Genomic DNA, 15,105 nt, shown 5'->3' with positions numbered 1-15,105 from the left:
CGCTCGGAAAATAAAGCAACGCCAAACCATAATACCCGTTTTTTTCGTGAGATTGGGCGGTCAGGGGTGGAAAGGCACGGCAAGAGTGAGTCGCAAAATTGCCGAGAAATCAAGGGGTTCGGTGATGTATGGACAAGTTTGGTAAGGGCTCTGGCTGGCCGGGAACGATGAAGATGAGCATTATATCTACTCGTTAGCCCTCTAGAACCCTCCTTATTGCTAGTTTCGACGATGAGCGGACGTACTTCAATTCCCCCAGGGCGCAGTGAGGGCGTGGCGGTTGTCCTCAAGGTCAGGGAGGTCTCCCTTAAGGTAAGCTTGGGTACGTCGGAGAGGCTGCCACGAACCGTGGTGTTCGCCGGGGTTAACGCGCGTCCTGCGGACCTACCACTCGTCAAGTGTGACCAGCATTTTCTCAATCTGTTCACAGCTGTAAGACAAGGATACGTCAGTTCTCATTTCGTCCTCTCCCTCTTTTGGTCTTCGGCAGCTTGATCACCATGGCATCGTCACTATTGGCTTCATCGCCGTCGATCAGCCCGTCGTCATAGCTCTCGACTTCATCCTCTTCGATTTTGTGTGTCGGGAACGAAATATAATCCAGCAAGTCCGGGTTGAAGAATACGGTGCGATGATAGCCCTCATACGGTAACCGGATCATGTTGGGTTCGTCCTCATCGTTTCCGCTGTGGGAATAGTGGATATCAATAAGAGGTTCGATGCATTCGAAAAGGTTGCAATCGACATCGGCTATTTCGCGTCGCTTGCCGGTCGAGAACTGGACCGTCACCGTGTGAGCTAGGGCAACAATCTCATCGGTTTCCGCCGCTCTCTCGGCTTTCTCAATCGCGAGGTCCTCGGGTTTGATAACACCTTTGGCGACCAGTTCATCGAACTGCTCGTCGGTAATCATGATCTGGCGTTGGACGCGCTCGACATCGTCCTTAGCAAAATCCGATGTATAGTCGCCGCCGACAATCTCTTCATCTCGAATCGCCTCTACGATGGCCCAGTCGCGAGTGTCAGGCATCTGGATTGGCGTTGCCAGTTTGTAGTCATCATGATCCGGCCCGTAGGTGTCATAAGCTTCACTGGAAAAATAGAATTCGGAAATCGCCTTGTGCCGAATCGCCACGGTACGGTTGCCCAAGTCCTTGATAACGATGAACCGCTTGCTACTCTGCAACTCGTGATAGGCTTGCACGTGCGCTGCTTCCGAAATCGAAAGCACCAACGGCTCGCCGCCGCCGCCGAAATGCACCGCACACTCACCGTAATATTGCAGGTCCAACGGAGCTTCGTCATCGTAGAACGCTGCCTCTTTCGGCGGGTGCCGACCAAGTAATTCCAATTCGGTGGTCTTGAAGTGCTTTGCCAGCTTGGCAAGGTGGCTTTTCGGGATCTCGGTCTTGCCGGTTTCCCAGCGCTGATACGTCGGCTGCGTCACGCCCGCCGCCTTGGCGGCTTGCGTCTGGGTCTCGGCATTCATGACCCGGAAATGTTTCAGTCGATTGATCGTCATTTGAATCTCCTGGAGATCGAACTACCTATGCGCATATATACGCATAAGTAGTTCGATCTTACAAGGAAGCCTTTTCGCTTGTAGCTTGCTGACGCAATCCTCGGAATGAATTTGTCCGCGCGTATCCCTGTGCGGTACCCGACGAAACCAGGCCTAAACAAATGACTTGGCTGTTGACGTTTTTGCAGTGAGTTCGAGTCCACGACCCGCTTGTTAGCGACTTAGCCACAGTTCGACTCAGCGCACCCGATATTGCGCGCGGCACTTCTTGTCATCCCCCAGCCTGATTACTGATAGAAGCGAATGGACTAGAGCGTGGAATCGGCAGTGTGTGCTACTTGGTGATGATGCGGCCATTGGCGGCTATATCGCGCGGTAGAGGGTAATCGGCGGCCAATGGCGGAAGAGGTGGGATTCGAACCCACGGTACGGTTTCCCGCACGCCGGTTTTCAAGACCGGTTCCTTAAACCACTCGGACACTCTTCCTGTCGCCGAAGCGTTGCGCTTCAGAAAATGTGGTGGGCTGGCTTTACAGCTATTCGGGCCAGAGCGTCAACCGGTTGCGCGCCGGTGTGCGGCCCAATTCGTGACCCAATCGAAGACGCAGGGATTGGGCTAGGCGTTTCAGCGCGCGGGCGATAGTAGTTTCTAGCATCGACATCCGAAAGGACACTGCCCTCGCCCATGACGCCCAGCGACCAGCCCCTGCCCCTCGGCCCGGCGCCGCTTGCCGGCCCTGCCCTCACCGCCTTCTTTTCCCGTGACGCCGTTGTCGTTGCGTCCGATCTCATCGGCGCGCGTTTTACCGTTGCGGGCGTTGGCGGGCGTATCGTGGAGACGGAAGCTTATCGGCCGGATGATGAGGCATCTCATGCCTTTCGCGGGCCGACGGCGCGCAATGCGGCGATGTTCGGCCCGGCGGGGCATATCTACATCTATCGTTCCTATGGCATTCACTGGTGCGTGAATTTTGTCTGCACGACGGGGAGCGCTGTGCTGCTCCGGGCTATGGAGCCGGAGAGTGGCGTCGCGGAGATGATCCACAGGCGCGGCACTACCGACATAGCAGCACTTTGCAGCGGGCCGGGAAAGCTGACGCAGGCGATGGGCATCGATATCAGCTTGAACGGCAGGGCGTTGGATGCTGCGCCCTTTGAGTTCTCTCTGGCTGAACCACTGTCCGTTGTCGCGGGCAAGCGGATCGGACTCACCAAGAATGTCGATCCGCTCTGGCGCTTCGGCGCGGTCGGCTCGCGCTTCGTCAGCCGTCGCTTCCCACAAGGATAAAAAGGGCCGCCGGCGTGGTGTCCGGCGGCCATGTAACCGCGCAGTGAAACTGGAAAGACTGCGCGGCTATTCCATCGCAACGCTATGATCGACCACCGGCGGCGCGGCTGGCTTGCGCAGAAGCATGAGCAGCGGCATGGCGAAGATCGACATCAGCATCAGCAGCTTGAAATCGTCCATATAGGCGATGATCGTCGCCTGCGTGGTGATGATGCTGTCGAGCGAGGCGCGGCCGACGGCTGTTACTGGGCTCAGGCCCTGTGCCGCTGTCGCATCGAAATAGCGGTTGAACGGTGTCACGTAGGCGGCGATCGTCGAATGGTTGACCTGGGTATTCTCGGTGATCAACATCGAAACGACGGATATGCCGACGCTGGAGCCGATATTGCGCGAGAGATTGTAGAGGCCGGTCCCCTCGCCGCGCATCTGCGCCGGCAGCGTCGCAAAGGCGATCGTCGTCAGCGGCACGAAAAGGAAGCCGAGACCGGCACCCTGCACGAAACCGACCGAAATCAGCGTCCATTGCGAGACGTCGGGCGTCCAGCCGGTCATATCGTACATCGCCCAGGCGGTCAGAGCGAGGCCGATAAAGAGCAGCCAGCGCGTATCCACCTTGCCGATCAGCCGTCCCACGAGGAACATGCAGAACATGGTGCCGAGGCCGCGTGGGCCCATGACGATACCGGCGGTGACGACCGGATAGCCCATCAGCGTCTGCAGATAGGGTGTCATCAGCGCCAGCGAGGCGAGATAGGTGACGCCGACGATGAAGATGAACAGCATGCTCACCGCGAAATTCTGGTCCAGGAACAATCGTGGGTTCACGAAGGATTTCTTCGCCGTGAACGTATGCACCAGGAAGAGATAGAAGGCGCAGGCGCAAACCAGCGCCTCGATGATGATCTCTCCGGAGTAGAACCAGTCCAGCTGTTCACCACGGTCGAGGAAAATTTGGAGTGCCCCGATGCCGATCGACAGCATGCTGAAGCCGAATATGTCGAGCTTGGCGAGCGCGTCGAGCTTGGTTTCCGTCACATAGACGACGATGCCGAAGAAGGCGAGCGCGCCGATCGGCACGTTGATGTAGAACACCCAACGCCAGCTCATATTGTCCGTCAGCCAGCCGCCGATAACAGGCCCGAGGACCGGGCCGACCATGACCGAGACACCGAACAGCGCCATCGCCTTGCCGCGTTCCTCGACATTGTAGATGTCAAGCAGGATGCCCTGCGACAGCGGCACAAGCGCTGCGCCGAACAGGCCTTGCAACAGGCGGAAGCCGACGATCTGGTTCAGCGATTGCGCCAGGCCGCAGAGCACAGAGGCGACGACGAAGCCGGCAATCGCCACCAGCAGCACGCGCTTGCGCCCGAACTTGGCCGACAGGAAACCGGAGGGCGGCGTCATGATCGCGGCGGCGACGATATAGGAGGTCAGAACCCAGTTGATCTGGTCAGCGCTGGCCGAAACGTCGCCCTGGATATGCGGCAGGGCGACATTGGCGATGGTGGTGTCCAGCGCCTGCATGATGACCGCCAGGATGACGCAGGCGGTAATGGCGCCGCGATTGGCGATCGGGCCGGCGGGGGAAGCGGCGGCAGCGTTACTCATGATCCTGACCGTGGGATTGGCCCAACAGGCTGGCGATGGAGTCCGGCAGGCCACGGGCGTGGCCGGTATCGACACCGGCGACGACGCTCATGCCGACGCGCAGCGGCGGCTTGCCCTGCGTATCGTCGATGCTGATGATCATCGGGATGCGCTGCACGACCTTCACCCAGTTGCCCGTCGTGTTCTGCGCCGGCAGTAGCGAGAAGCTCGCGCCCGAGGCCGGCGCGATGCTGGAGACGGTGCCCTTCCAGGTGACGCCCGGATAGGCATCGACCGAGATGGTGACCCTCTGGCCGGTTTTGACGTAGGTCAGCTCGGTTTCCTTCGGGCTGGCGTTGATCCACATATTGGTGGTGGACACCAGCGAGAAGCCCTGTTGCGCGGCCGTCAGATAGGCGCCGACCTGCAATGAGGGAACATTGGTGGTGATGCCGTCGAAGGGTGCACGCACCACTGTATCGTCCAGCTCGCGCTGGGCGTTGTCGACAGCGGCCTCGGCCTGCAGGTAGAGCGGGTTCTGTTCGACCGGCAGGTCGGCATTGCCGCCGAGTTGGGCGAGCGTGGTTGCCGCCTGCGCCTGAGCGACGGAGACCTTCTGCTGGGCCGCATCGAGATTGTGCTTGGCCTGATCGTAAGCGGCCTTGGAGGCGACCGAGCTGTTGATCAGGTTCTGCTGGCGCTCATATTCGTTCTGGAAATAGGGAATGTCGGCCTGCGCCTGGGCGATCTCGGCGAGAGACTGCTTGTAGCTTGCCTCCAGGTTCAGGATCTGGTTGCGGGCGTTGCCGAGCTGCGCCTGCGCGCCTTCCAGCGTAATGCGGAACGAATCAGGCTTCAGGCGGAAAAGGACCTGCCCCTTCTTCACCACTTCGTTTTCATGCACGTCGACCGAAATCACCGTGCCGGAAACATCGGTCGAAACGCCGACCATATCGGCCTGGACATAGGCATTATCCGTGGACATGATCTGCCCGCCGGTGACGTAATAGTAACCGCCGACGACGATCGCGACCGGCAGCAGCGCAAAGAGGATCGGCCGCGTCGGACTGCGGCGCTTGCGCGGCTTTTCGGGAGCGGCGGCCGGAGCCGCAGCTCCTGCCGCGGCCGGCGCGGGCGCCGGATTGGAGGACGGCGCCTCCGCAACTGCGGCTTGGTTCTGTTCGCTAGCGGAATTTGCATTTGCGGGTACGCGAAGCGGAGAGGATGCGTCAGCCATGATGTGTCTCTTTGTCGCCGACCGTTGCACGGCAGGCCTGAACCAGGTTCGATTTCATAAGGGTAAGCAGTTGATAAAGGCGCTCATGTTCCTCGAAAGGGACACCTTGGAGGGCCTCCCTGCGGGTTTGGTCGCCCAGGCTGCGCATGGTGTCGAGCAATGGCCGGGCTTCATCGCGCATATAGAGCAGCCAGCTTCGGCGATCGTTCGGATGCTGGCGACGTTCGACCAGCCCGCGATCAGCCAGCTTGTCGAGAATACGAACCAGTGTAATCGGCTCGATTTCCAGTATCTCGGCAAGGCCGGCCTGATGGATGCCCTCATTGTTCGAGAGATAGGCGAGCGTCTGCCATTGCGAGCGCGTCAATCCCAAATCTTTCGCACGCTGCTCGAACCGCTTCCGAAGAAGCCGGGCAACGTCGTGGAGGAGAAAGCCGAGTGTCGGTGCTGTGTGCATGATATGAGAAGCCTGCTATTCATAAGCAACCTTATAATACCGTGACGTATAGTAAGTGAGCGCCCGATTCAATAGGTCGAAGGGCGATCATCGGCAGATGGTCAAAAATGTCGCAGGGGGTGTCACAAAGATGTCGCAGTCGCCGGAGAGGCAAGGCGGCGCGCAAGTCACGTTTCAAAATTCAAACACCAAACGTCGTCCGCGGGCGTTAAGCCCACGGATTTATCGATTCAACAGGCAAGTGAGCCGGCGGGCTAGCGGCGACTGAGCAGCCCTATCAGATAACCAATACCGGCTGCGGCCGCGACCATGAAGATCGGATCCTGACGAACCTTCTCCCGAAGCTGCTCGGTTACTTCCTGAGCCTCCTCGGTGACGACCGACTTTGCGCCCTGCCCGACCGCTGCCACGCTGTGGGAAAGTCTTGTCAAATCCTCCCGCAGCGCTGCAATCTGCGCGGCCAGGTCGTCGACGGCGGTTTCTGCGTGTGCCTGTGCTGAGGCGGATTGGGCGGAAGCGGATTTCGTCTCGGCCATCGTCGGCTCCTTTTGTTGTTACCTTGTCAGTCAACGTCAATCCTGGGTAAAGGTTCCGGAGCTTCCGTGCCTCGCCCGGTTGATTTCCTCGCTAGCTCTTCAATTCCGTTTCGGATTGCTCTAAGGAACTCCGATTGCTTCGCCCGTGGGCGAAGAGGGTATTGATGACGAGGTTTGCCTTCCGATGTTCGATGTGTTGAGAAAACTGGCCAAGACCTGGGTTGCCAAGGGCTTGCTTCTTCTTCTGGCCGCTGCCTTCAGCATATGGGGGATCGAGCGTTCGCTCATCACCGGCGGGAGTAGCAATGCCGTTGTGACCGTCGGCGATCAGAAGATCGACACCAACGAATTCCGCCTTGCCTATCGCCGCCAGATCCAGGCGATCAGCCAGCAGCTGCGCATGCAGATCACGCCGGAACAGGCGCGCGCCTTCGGTATTGCGCAGCAGACCGTCGCGCAGCTTGTGGCCGGCGCGTCGCTCGACCAGCTGGCCAGCGATATGAACCTAGGTCTGTCGCAGGATCGTCTCGCCAAGCTCATCGGCGACGATCCGGCCTTCAAGGCAACGAATGGCACCTTCGATCGCCAGAAGTTCGAGAGCCTGCTACGCAACAGCAGCATCAATCCCGACGACTATATCAAGGAGCGCAGCAAGGTTGCGGTCCGCAGTCAGATCGTCGAAGCCGTCTCCAACGGCTTCACCGCGCCGAAGACACTGGTCGATGCCGTCAAGCAATATCATGACGAAAGCCGCAGCATCGACTATCTGCTGCTGACCAACGCCAATATCGATCCGATCAAGGCCCCGGCCGAGGATGTCCTCTCGAAATGGTTCGACGGCGTTAAATCGCGATACCGCGCGCCCGAATATCGCAAATTCTCCTATGTGAAGCTCCAGGCGGAAGATATCGCTGATCCGGCAAGCGTGACCGACGATGCCGCTCGCGCCGAATTCGAAAAGCGCAAGAATAGCTTCACCACACCGGGAACGCGCACGATCGAACAACTGACCTTCGCCAACAAGGACCTCGCAAATGCGGCCTCGGATGCGCTGAAGACTGGCACCACCTTCGACCAGCTCGTCACCGATCAGGGCAAGAAGCCGGCCGACGTGCTGCTCGGCACCTTCACAAAGGATCAGGTTCCGGATCAGACGCTCGCCCAAGCCGCCTTTGCCGTCACCAAGGAAGGCGGCACGACGCCCGTCGTCGACGGTTCCTTCGGCCCGGTGATCCTGCGCGTGACCAACGTCAAGGACGAGACCGCGAAGAACTTCGACGACGTCAAGGAAGATGTCCGCAAGCAGATCGCGCTCAATGCAGCCGCCAGTGATATCACCAGCATCCATGACAAGTTCGAAGACCTGCGCGGCTCCGGCGTATCCTTGCAGGAGGCTGCTCAGCAGTTGAACCTGAAGGCGGTAACGGTCGATTCGGTCGATTCCACCGGGCTCGACCAGGCTGGCAACGAGCTCAAGGATCTGCCCGCCAAGCAGCAATTGCTCACCGAAGTCTTCAAGGCGGACCAGGGCAGCAATGCTGCGCCCCTGACGGTCGGTAACGACGGTTACGTCTGGTACGATGTCCTGGGTATCACCCCGGATCGTGATCGCCCGCTTGCCGAAGTCCGTGAAAAAGCCGTTGTCGACTGGACTGCCGAGCAGCAGAAGATCGCGCTCGCCGCCAAGGCCACTGAGCTGAAGCAGGAAGCGCAGAAGGGCAAGTCGCTTGCCGATATCGCCGCACCGCTGGGCATTGCCGTGGAGAGCAAGGCTGACGTGACGCGCACGACGGATGATCCGGTTCTTGGCCGTGCTGGCGTTGCAGCTGCCTTCTCCGGCCCGATCGACACAGCCGCCAATGCCATCGGTGCCGACGACACGACGCAGATCCTGTTGAAGGTCACCGACGTCAACAACAATCCGACGACCGATGCGCTCAGCAACCAGGATCAGCAGGCGACCCAGGTTGCCAACGCTGCCGGTGACGACATTCTCGACCAGATCGTTGCCGACCTGCAGTCCAAATACACCGTCACGGTCAACCAGAACCTCGCCGAACAGGCGATGTCTCGCTAGCCCGGTTGGGAGGATCGAAAGCCGATGGCTGAATTGAAACCTTTCCTCGCCAAGGTCGCCAATCGCGAGGAGCTGACACGGGATGAAGCCCGTCAGGCATTCGAGATCCTGATGTCGGGCGAAGCCACGCCCTCGCAGATCGGCGCTTTCCTGATGGCGCTACGCGTGCGTGGCGAGACGGTCGACGAGATCGTCGGCGCCGTCACCACCATGCGTGCCAAGATGCTGGCGGTGGAAGCGCCGGCGGATGCGATCGATATCGTCGGTACGGGTGGCGACGGCTTTGGCACCTACAATATTTCGACGCTGGCGGCGTTCATCGTTGCCGGTGCCGGTGTGCCGGTGGCAAAGCACGGCAACCGCGCTCAGAGCTCCAAGGCCGGTACGGCCGACACGCAGTCCGTATTGGGTATCAAGCTCGATATCGGTCCCGAGACGATCGCCCGCTGCATTCGCGAGGCCGGTATCGGCTTCATGTTCGCGCAACTGCATCATTCCTCGATGCGCCATGTCGGCCCTTCCCGCGTCGAACTCGGCACCCGCACCATCTTCAACCTGTTGGGACCTTTGGCAAACCCGGCTGGCGCCCGCCGGCAGCTGCTCGGCGTCTTCGCACCGCAATGGGTCGTGCCGCTCGCCGAGGTGCTGAAGGACCTGAATGCCGAAAGCGTCTGGGTCGTGCATGGCAATGGCCTCGATGAGATCACAACGACCGGCACAACCTCGGTCGCGGCGCTCGAAGGCGGAAAGATCCGTACCTTCGAATTGACGCCCGCCGATTTTGGTCTTCCGCATGCCGATCTTGCCGACCTCAAGGGTGGTGACGGCATTGCCAACGCCGCAGCGCTCCGTGCGGTGCTCAGCGGTGAAAAGAACGCCTATCGCGATATTTCTCTTGCCAACGCCGCAGCGTCCCTGGTGATTGCCGGCAAGGCAGAAACGCTTCATGATGGCATGAAGCTCGCGGCGCAGTCGCTCGACAGCGGCGCGACCGCCGCTGCGCTGGAAAAGCTGATCGCCGTCTCCAACGCTGAAGAATAGGTTCAGGACGTTATGACCGATATCCTCCGGAAGATCGAAGCCTATAAGCGTGAGGAGATTGCCGCCGCCAAGGCCAAGATCTCGCTTGCCGATCTCAAGGCAATGCAGGCCGGCCAGTCCGCGCCGCGCGGCTTCCATAAGGCCCTGCTCGCCAAGAAGAATGCCGGCGCTTTCGGCCTGATCGCCGAAATCAAGAAAGCCAGCCCCTCGAAGGGCCTGATCCGCCCCGATTTCGATCCGCCTGCCCTCGCCAAAGCCTATGAGGCCGGCGGTGCAGCCTGCCTCTCCGTCTTGACGGATAGCCCGAGCTTCCAGGGCGCGCCGGAATTTCTGACCGCCGCTCGTGCGGCCTGTTCGCTGCCGGCATTGCGCAAGGATTTCATGTTCGAGACCTATCAGGTGCATGAAGCGCGCGCCTGGGGCGGTGACTGCATTCTGCTAATTATGGCTTCGCTCTCCGATAGCGAGGCCGAGCGCCTGCAGGACGAGGCCTTTGGCCTCGGCATGGATGTGTTGATCGAAGTGCACGACGTTGAGGAGATGGAGCGGGCGCTGAAGCTGTCCTCGCCGCTGATCGGCATCAACAACCGCAATCTGCGCACCTTCGAGGTCAGCTTGACGGTTAGCGAGGCTCTCGCGCCTTTGGTTCCCGCCGACCGGCTGCTGGTCGGCGAAAGCGGCGTCTTCACCCATGCTGATTGCAAGCGGCTAGAAGCCGTTGATATCACCACGTTCCTCGTCGGCGAAAGCCTGATGCGCAAGGACGACGTGGCGGCGGCGACGCGTCTGCTGTTGACCGGCGAGCCCGGCGCAGTCGCGGCCGAGTAAGATGAGCACGGAGAAAACCGGCCTCACCCATATCGGCGCTTCCGGCGAGGCGCATATGGTCGATGTCGGCGACAAAGCCGAGACTGTCCGCATCGCCACCGCCGAAGGCCATGTGACGATGAAGCCGGAAACGCTGGCGCTGATCCGCGAAGGCAATGCCAAAAAGGGCGACGTCATCGGCACGGCGAGGCTTGCTGGTATCATGGCCGCCAAGCAGACCGCCAATCTCATCCCGCTCTGCCATCCGCTGATGCTGACCAAGGTTACGGTCGATATCACCGAGGACGCCGCCCTGCCCGGCCTGCGCATAACCGCAACCGCGAAGCTCACCGGCCGCACTGGCGTCGAGATGGAAGCGCTGACGGCGGTCTCCGTTGCCTGCCTGACCATCTACGACATGGCCAAGGCCGCCGACCGGACGATGGAAATCGGCGGCATCAGATTATTGGAGAAATCCGGCGGCAAATCCGGCGATTTCCGTCACCCGGAGGCCTGACGCATGAGCCTTTTACCCGTAGCCGATGCCCAGGCGCGTCTGCTGAACAGCGCAACGCCACCCCATCGTATTGAAAGCGTTCCGCTCGACCTGGCCGAGGGCCGCGTCCTCGCCAAGGATCTGGCAGCACGCCTGACCCAACCGCCCTTCGACGCCTCGGCGATGGATGGCTACGCGCTGCGTTTCGAAGATGCCGCCGAGCCGGGCGCGGAACTGACCGTGATCGGCGCCTCCGCCGCGGGCCATGCTTTCGAAGGTACGGTCGGCAAGGGCGAAACGGTGCGTATCTTCACCGGTGCTCCGGTTCCGGCTGGCGCCGATACGGTGCTGCTGCAGGAAGATGCCGAACGTCTGGAAGATAGCCGCATCCGCACCACCTATCCTCTGCGCAAGGGGCAGCATATCCGCCCGCGCGGCCAGGATTTTGCCGAAGGTGAAGTCGTGCTTCCGGCCGGCACGGTGATGGATTTTTCGCGGCTGACGGCGGCGGCGGCCATGAACCATTCGGCACTCGATGTTTACCGCCGCCCGCTGGTGGCGATCCTTGCGACCGGCGACGAGCTGGTGATACCCGGAGCTGAGCCCGGCCCCTCCCAGATTATCGCGTCGAACACCTTTGGGATCGCGGCGCTTGCTCGCAGCGCCGGCGCGCATGTGCTCGATCTCGGCATTGTTCCCGACGACAAGGCGGAAATTACCGCCGCGATCGGTCGGGCGCAGGTGGCGAAAGCGGATGTCATCGTCACGCTCGGCGGCGCCTCCGTCGGCGATCACGATCTGGTGCAGGCGACGCTCATCGAAGCGGGAATGCAGCTCGATTTCTGGCGGATCGCCATGCGCCCCGGCAAGCCGCTGATGGTCGGCAGTCTTGGCGAAACTCACATCCTCGGGCTGCCCGGTAATCCGGTCTCCAGCCTCGTCTGCGGCCTGTTGTTTCTGGAGCCGCTGATTCGCAAGCTCGCGTTGCTGCCGCCGATAAAAAGGGAGGCTACAGCCCTAGCCGCGATACCTCTTAAAGCCAATGATCAGCGTCAGGACTATGTCCGCGCGACGCTGACGAAAGCCGCCGACGGTTCTTGGTTGGCCGAGCCTTTTTCCAAGCAGGATTCCTCGATGATGAAGGTCTTTTCCCGCTCGGATTGCCTTATCATCCGCCCGCCGCATGCACCGGAACTTGCTGTCGGCTCCATATGCCCGGTTCTGCTGTTGCGCCCTGACCTGCTGAGCTAAACCGGACACAAAAATGCCGGGCAGTTTGATCCGCCCGGCACGACTATCATCAAGACCGTAAAGCGATTACTTGACCGGCTTCTCGTGGTGGCCGCCGAAGCCCGCGCGCATGGCCGACAGAACCTTGTTGGCGTAGTCATCATTGCCGCGCGAAGCGAAGCGGCCGTAGAGGGCGGCGCTGAGCACCGGCGTCGGGACACCTTCGTCGATCGCGGCCGAGATGGTCCAGCGGCCCTCGCCCGAATCCGAAACACGGCCGGCATATTGAGACAGGGCCGCATCGCCATGCAAAGCGTCGGCGGTGAGGTCGAGCAGCCAGGAGGTGATGACGCTGCCGCGGCGCCAGACTTCGCTGATTTCGGCGATGTCGAGGTCGTACTGGTAATATTGCGGATGGGACAGCGGCGCGGTTTCCGCGTCGGCTTCGGTGGTCTGCTTGCCGACATTGGCATGACGCAGCACGTTGAAGCCTTCGGCGTAGGCGGCCATCAGGCCGTATTCGATGCCGTTATGGACCATCTTGACGAAATGGCCGGCGCCCGACGGGCCGCAATGCAGGTAGCCCTGTTCTGCCGTGCTGGCCTTTGCAGCTTCTTCAGAGCGCATTGGCGAGGGAAGAACATCGCCAACGCCCGGTGCGAGCGTTGCGAAGATCGGCGACAGGTGCTCGACGGTATCCTTTTCGCCGCCGATCATCAGGCAATAGCCGCGCTGCAGGCCGAAGACCCCGCCACTGGTGCCGACGTCGACATAATGGATGCCCTTGGATTTCAGTTCCTCGGCGCGGCGGATATCGTCATGGTAGTAGGAGTTGCCGCCGTCGATGACGATATCGCCCTCGTCGAGCAGCGGAAGGAGCGCGGCCAGCTCCTGGTCGACGATCGCGGCCGGCAGCATCAGCCAGACGGCGCGGGGACGGGCGAGCTTCGACACGAAATCCTGGAGCGAGGTGCTGCCGGTGGCGCCGAGTTGCTCAAGCGTCGTGACGCTTTCCGGACGGGCGTCGAGAACGACGGCGGTGTGGCCGCCCTTCATCAGACGCTGCACCATGTTGCTGCCCATACGGCCAAGGCCAATCATTCCGATTTGCATGTTTCAGTCTCCTAGGAAGGATTTGTATCGGTTGAAATCTCAATAAAGATATTTAGCGGTCTTTGCCAATGAACAAATGACGGGCGAGCTATGCAGCCGCGCGGGATCAGGGCGAAACATACGGCGCTCACGCATCTGTGATATTGCTTGGCGCCAGCAAACTGCCAAGCTATCCGCATCGGCCATCTCTGGAGCCAATATGCTGGATCACGTCACAATCGGAGTGAGCGATGTCGAACGGTCGAAAGCCTTTTATGACAAGGCTTTGCTGCCCCTCGGCATAGAGCGTCTATACGCCGAAGGCGCAACCTTTGCCGGATATGGAATCCGGCCGAAGGCCTTCTTCTGGATAGGGCAGCGAAATGTACAGCAAACCAGTGTTCACGTTGCCTTTACGGCTCAGGACAGAGCGGTCGTCGACCGATTCTACGAGGCTGCCCTTGCCGCCGGCGGACAGGACAATGGGCCTCCCGGTATCCGATCGCATTATCATCCTAACTACTATGGCGCCTTCATCCTCGATCCCGATGGACACAATATCGAGGCCGTCTGTCACTCGACCGGTGGGCCGACATAACGCGCGCGCGGCCGGATGAGGTGACCACTTGTCGCTTGCTCCATGGCATGCGCCAGCCAGCCGACGGTGCGGGCAAGCGCGAAGATGATCAGCGGCGCATCCTCAGGCAAATGATAGGCCGATGTCATCGCCGTCAGCGCAAAGTCGACATTGACACGTTCTCCGACGAGGTCCTCAGCTACGCTTCGAACCTCCGCGAACAAGGGCGGCAGGATGAAACAGGCGAGCAGCGCCTTGGCGCGCGCATCGCCGTCCGGATAGAAGGGATGTCCGACCGCCGGTACCGGTCGTCCCTCCGCTAGATAGCCGCGCACCGCCTCCTCCGCCCCGATCGCGGCGGCACGGGTGACCAGCGTGCGTACGCTTTGCCACGCACCGCCATGTAGCGGCCCGGTCAGCGTCGCAAGACCGGAGAGTGCGGCAGCTGACAGCGTTGCGCCAGCGGAAGCGGTGATTCGCGCCGTAAAGGTCGAGGCGTTGAGCTCGTGATCGGCGAAAAGAACCAGACAGCGGCGGATGAGGTCGCTGGCATCCGGCCTGTTCCATGCCGTTGCCAGGCGTTCATGCAACGGCACCGTCGACGCCCCCGGTGCCAATGCTACCGCAACGGTGCCGAACACGCTTTCGGCTTCGTTCTGAAGCGCCGGCAATGAGCGTCCAAGCGAGGGTAGGTCCGTCGTAGCGCGCCCAGCCAGAGCAGAGAAGGCAGCGCTCAGGGCGGGCAATCGTTTATCGCCACCCTGCCCTTCCAGCCGCAGTGGCCGCTTCATGTCCCAGAGCAGGACTGCGATCTCCTCCAGTGTCGCATGTTCGGCAAGTTTGGCCACGTCCTGCCCGCGATAGAACAGCCGACCGTCTGACACCGTCGATAGCGCCGAAGGCAGCACCGGATCGCCCCATTGGATCGCTTCGGCCGCCACCGTCTCTGTCTTGCGCCGTCCGGCATGGCGCGCCGCCAGCCGTTTGACGTCATCGGTAAAGTAGAGGCTGCGCCGCGTATCCGCCGGATCGGGCTTTGCACGGATGCGGCCGCGGCTGACATTGGCGTACAGCGTCTGCGTTTTTGTGCCTAGCAGGGTTAGCGCCTGCTCCGCCGTCAGCCAGCTCATAAATCCTCACATTGATCAATTTCAT

The 15,105-nt window shown here is 60.8% G+C and carries 14 protein-coding genes and 1 tRNA gene; 7 read left to right on the top strand and 8 right to left on the bottom strand.

The features are described 5' to 3' along the window. Nucleotides 1–448: 448 nt before the first annotated feature. Both AB6803_RS06620 and AB6803_RS06615 read right to left on the bottom strand, forming a co-directional pair. Nucleotides 449–1,522, bottom strand: a complete 1,074-nt coding sequence (locus tag AB6803_RS06620) for a helix-turn-helix domain-containing protein (protein ID WP_371108132.1) — start codon at nt 1,520–1,522, stop codon at nt 449–451. Between the two features lie 397 nt (nt 1,523–1,919). Then, nucleotides 1,920–2,009 (bottom strand) — tRNA-Ser (locus AB6803_RS06615). A 198-nt stretch (nt 2,010–2,207) separates the two neighbouring features. On the opposite strand from AB6803_RS06615, the gene AB6803_RS06610 reads away from it, so the two are divergent. After that, nucleotides 2,208–2,810, top strand: a complete 603-nt coding sequence (locus AB6803_RS06610) for a DNA-3-methyladenine glycosylase (protein ID WP_371108131.1) — start codon at nt 2,208–2,210, stop codon at nt 2,808–2,810. Nucleotides 2,811–2,876: 66 nt separating this feature from the next. Here AB6803_RS06610 and AB6803_RS06605 read toward each other — a convergent pair whose 3' ends face one another. From AB6803_RS06605 to AB6803_RS06590, 4 genes are all read right to left on the bottom strand, one after another. Beyond that, a complete protein-coding gene (locus AB6803_RS06605) occupies nt 2,877–4,421 on the bottom strand; it encodes a DHA2 family efflux MFS transporter permease subunit (protein ID WP_371108130.1) in 1,545 nt (514 codons plus the stop codon). After that, the gene (locus tag AB6803_RS06600) at nt 4,414–5,637 is read right to left on the bottom strand and encodes an HlyD family secretion protein (protein ID WP_371108129.1); all 1,224 of its coding nucleotides are present in this window, start codon (nt 5,635–5,637) and stop codon (nt 4,414–4,416) included. The genes AB6803_RS06605 and AB6803_RS06600 overlap by 8 nt, the downstream gene beginning before the upstream one ends. Beyond that, nucleotides 5,630–6,094, bottom strand: a complete 465-nt coding sequence (locus tag AB6803_RS06595) for a MarR family winged helix-turn-helix transcriptional regulator (protein WP_371108128.1) — start codon at nt 6,092–6,094, stop codon at nt 5,630–5,632. Before AB6803_RS06595 ends, AB6803_RS06600 begins: the two co-directional genes overlap by 8 nt. Before the next feature lie 254 nt (nt 6,095–6,348). Next, complete coding sequence (locus AB6803_RS06590; RefSeq protein WP_371108127.1) at nt 6,349–6,630, bottom strand: hypothetical protein; 282 nt, start codon at nt 6,628–6,630, stop codon at nt 6,349–6,351. 184 nt (nt 6,631–6,814) lie between these two features. On the opposite strand from AB6803_RS06590, the gene AB6803_RS06585 reads away from it, so the two are divergent. The 5 genes from AB6803_RS06585 to glp are packed head-to-tail and all read left to right on the top strand — an operon-like array spanning nt 6,815 to nt 12,302. Next, a complete protein-coding gene (locus AB6803_RS06585; protein WP_371108126.1) occupies nt 6,815–8,707 on the top strand; it encodes a SurA N-terminal domain-containing protein in 1,893 nt (630 codons plus the stop codon). A gap of 24 nt (nt 8,708–8,731) precedes the next feature. Further along, nucleotides 8,732–9,748, top strand: a complete 1,017-nt coding sequence (gene trpD, locus AB6803_RS06580; protein ID WP_371108125.1) for an anthranilate phosphoribosyltransferase — start codon at nt 8,732–8,734, stop codon at nt 9,746–9,748. 12 nt (nt 9,749–9,760) lie between these two features. Then, nucleotides 9,761–10,576, top strand: a complete 816-nt coding sequence (trpC, locus tag AB6803_RS06575) for an indole-3-glycerol phosphate synthase TrpC (protein WP_371108124.1) — start codon at nt 9,761–9,763, stop codon at nt 10,574–10,576. Between the two features lies 1 nt (nt 10,577). Beyond that, nucleotides 10,578–11,072 (top strand): cyclic pyranopterin monophosphate synthase MoaC, encoded by a 495-nt coding sequence (gene moaC / locus AB6803_RS06570; RefSeq protein WP_371108123.1) that lies wholly within the window; start codon nt 10,578–10,580, stop codon nt 11,070–11,072. A 3-nt stretch (nt 11,073–11,075) separates the two neighbouring features. Further along, a complete protein-coding gene (gene glp / locus AB6803_RS06565; RefSeq protein WP_371108122.1) occupies nt 11,076–12,302 on the top strand; it encodes a gephyrin-like molybdotransferase Glp in 1,227 nt (408 codons plus the stop codon). A gap of 66 nt (nt 12,303–12,368) precedes the next feature. Here the strand turns inward: glp and gnd are convergent, their stop codons facing one another. Then, nucleotides 12,369–13,394 (bottom strand): phosphogluconate dehydrogenase (NAD(+)-dependent, decarboxylating), encoded by a 1,026-nt coding sequence (gnd, locus tag AB6803_RS06560; RefSeq protein ID WP_371108121.1) that lies wholly within the window; start codon nt 13,392–13,394, stop codon nt 12,369–12,371. A 199-nt stretch (nt 13,395–13,593) separates the two neighbouring features. Here gnd and AB6803_RS06555 point away from each other — a divergent pair, with 199 nt between their 5' ends. After that, the gene (locus AB6803_RS06555) at nt 13,594–13,971 is read left to right on the top strand and encodes a VOC family protein (protein ID WP_174051368.1); all 378 of its coding nucleotides are present in this window, start codon (nt 13,594–13,596) and stop codon (nt 13,969–13,971) included. On the opposite strand, the gene AB6803_RS06550 is transcribed toward AB6803_RS06555, so the two are convergent. Further along, entirely contained in the window at nt 13,947–15,080 is a 1,134-nt protein-coding gene (locus AB6803_RS06550) for a citrate synthase (RefSeq protein WP_371108120.1), read from the bottom strand. The genes AB6803_RS06555 and AB6803_RS06550 overlap by 25 nt on opposite strands. Nucleotides 15,081–15,105: the final 25 nt, after the last annotated feature.

The sequence above is a fragment of the Rhizobium sp. RCC_161_2 genome, assembly GCF_041355235.1.
Taxonomy (GTDB): Bacteria; Pseudomonadota; Alphaproteobacteria; order Rhizobiales; family Rhizobiaceae; genus Rhizobium.
Note: the sequence above shows the minus strand (reverse complement) of the source record. Positions and strands in the feature narration are given on the sequence as shown.